At 41.7% G+C, this 1,437-nt stretch carries 1 protein-coding gene; it reads right to left on the bottom strand.

What is annotated here, in order from left to right; translation table 11 throughout:
• Positions 1 to 118: 118 nt before the first annotated feature.
• Entirely contained in the window at positions 119 to 808 is a 690-nt protein-coding gene (locus GQS54_RS22820; RefSeq protein ID WP_166426214.1) for a hypothetical protein, read from the bottom strand.
• Between the last annotated feature and the right edge of the window lie 629 nt (positions 809 to 1,437).

Here is a 1,437-nt window from a genome sequence, read left to right as displayed (position 1 = left end):
CTGAGTCCGATACAATATCGACATCAGGCCTTGGTTGCCGCTTAGAAATGAGTCCAACTTTATGGGGTCACTTCAAACGTGGCTTTTTTTATATCGATTGTAACCGTAAAACGGGGGCTTACATCGGTTTAACCGCACCGAAAAACGCAACCGTTAGAATGAGTATCCAGTAAAGATAAGCCAGCTTTCTGCCAAAACGAATTGAACGGTCTAAGGTGGCTTCTACTTCTGCATTCTCACCCATCGCCAACTGGCGGAAGAGTTCGGTCCATTCGCGCATAATAAAGCGCAATTTAAGGCCAATAACTAACGTACACGCATAAAAGAACATCTTAATTGAGAACCATTTTTGTCCAGTTTCAGCCATTAACGGCCCGTCACCAAATAATGACCAAAGACTAGTGACCATCAACGCAGGGATAACAATAAATCGAATACCCTCATCAATTTTTGTCAGGCGAAGACCCGTATCTGTTTCACGGTAATAGTAAGCTGACCAACATAACCCTAACCAAACAGCGAACGCGATCCACATACCCACTAACCAATTACCGCCTAAAGGTTGAACACCCCAGATGTGTCCCATATGTAAACCAAGAGGTAGTAGCATTATGATGCCGGTACGGGCCAATATGTCGATCCGATAAGCGGTTTCCATATGACGACGACGCTCATCCATCGACAACTTACGGTTGATGACATTAAACGAGGTTTGAAAGACTCCCCACTCACCGCCTAACCAATACACCATAGCAACAATGTGTAGCCATCTTAAAATGGGTAACTGATACATTTCCAAAAAAGACATAAATTGACCCTTGTAAAATTTAATTATTGTTAGTCTGGATAATCGGTAATACCTTGTTATTTGATTACCATCTAACCCTGAACAAAACTTTACGCTAGGGACAATTAATCCCGAATGATGAATATCAATTTGTACATATCACAAGAGCTTAAACCACGAATAATAAGGGTTTCAGGGAAGAGGCACTGGAAGAAAACGCCCTTTTAGGCTTCAAAGAACCTGCAATCCAACAAGTTTATCCAGCCAAATAGATGTCAAAATGAAATAAGTTAGCCGCTCAAAAAGCGCTTACTGAAATGGGTGTTTGTGGCGCTTTAGCGCATTGAAATTGCCTAGATGCAGACAACCAGTATTCGAAATACGGCCGTAAGATGTCCCTTAATCTACTTTACGTTAGGGTCCAGTAGCTTACGGCTAATCCGACAATTGGATTAGCTCGGTTTCGTCCTGCTCTGACTTACACCTAAGAACGAGATAGTCTTTTAACCTTAATAATCTACCCGTAGATTAACTACAAATTAACCAGAGCGATTATTTAACTTTGTTCTGACCCCAGGGCAACCGCATGAATGCTTATTAATTAATCATGCTACTGAATCCCGCTGTTAATACAGCTTCCAGATAATTGG

The sequence above is a fragment of the Paraglaciecola sp. 20A4 genome (assembly GCF_011378905.1).
GTDB lineage: Bacteria > Pseudomonadota > Gammaproteobacteria > Enterobacterales > Alteromonadaceae > Paraglaciecola.
Note: the sequence above shows the minus strand (reverse complement) of the source record. Positions and strands in the feature narration are given on the sequence as shown.

Excerpts from the sequence above, each read along its gene's own strand:
- GQS54_RS22820 (WP_166426214.1), bottom strand. The coding sequence starts at position 808 with ATGTCTTTTTTGGAAATGTATCAGTTACCCATTTTAAGATGGCTACAC.